Source organism: Pseudooceanicola lipolyticus, assembly GCF_002786325.1.
In the GTDB taxonomy this organism is placed as follows: Bacteria; Pseudomonadota; Alphaproteobacteria; order Rhodobacterales; family Rhodobacteraceae; genus Pseudooceanicola_C; species Pseudooceanicola_C lipolyticus.
Genome location: NZ_PGTB01000405.1, coordinates 1 through 736 on the forward strand (window position 1 = coordinate 1; position 736 = coordinate 736).

General features: G+C 72.0%; 1 protein-coding gene and 1 pseudogene. Both read left to right on the plus strand.

Annotated features, from left to right (window positions below):
- A pseudogene (locus CVM52_RS27910) lies at positions 1–109 on the plus strand (S-methyl-5'-thioadenosine phosphorylase); the annotation flags it as partial.
- An 81-nt stretch (positions 110–190) separates the two neighbouring features.
- Positions 191–736, plus strand: a 546-nt coding sequence (locus CVM52_RS26260) for a LysE family translocator (protein ID WP_100165098.1), incomplete at its 3' end; no start/stop codon positions are given.

A 736-nucleotide genomic window follows, 5' to 3' on the forward strand; every position in this document is an offset into this window, starting at 1 on the left:
GCATGGCTGCGACCGCGCGCTCGACTTTGCCATTCTCACCGCCCCGGACCAGCGCGACCCGGCGCTGGTTGCCCGGCTCGACGCGGTGGCGGGGCGCGTCCTGGGCTAGGCCGGCACGGCCCGCTTCGGGCTTGGCATCGGCCGAAATCCATGGCTGAGTGGGCCGTCTCACACGGCCAAGGAGCACCCGATGCCCTTCGACCTCTGGCTTGCCTATGTGGCGGCAAGCACCGCGCTGCTGCTGATCCCCGGCCCCACCGTGCTGCTGGTGCTCAGCTATGCGCTGTCCAAGGGGCGCAGCGTGGCGGTGGCCTCGGCGCTGGGTGTGGCCAGCGGCGATTTCCTCGCCATGACCGCCTCGTTGCTGGGGCTGGGGGCGCTGGTGCTGGCCTCGGCCACGCTGTTCACCCTGCTGAAATGGGCCGGCGCCGCCTATCTGGTCTGGCTCGGCCTGCGCCTGCTGCGCTCGTCCCCCGCCGAGGCGCTGGACCCCGCCAAGGCGCGGCGCGACGTGACCGCCGGCGGCGTTTTCGGCCATGCCGCCATCGTCACCGCGCTGAACCCGAAATCCATCGCCTTCTTCATCGCCTTCGTGCCGCAGTTCCTGCGCCCCGATGCGCCGCTGGCACCGCAATGCGCGGTGCTGATTGCCACCTTTGTCGGCCTCGCCGCGCTGAACGCGCTGGCCTATGCGCTGCTGGCCGACCGGCTGCGCCGCACCATCGGCCGGCCCGCG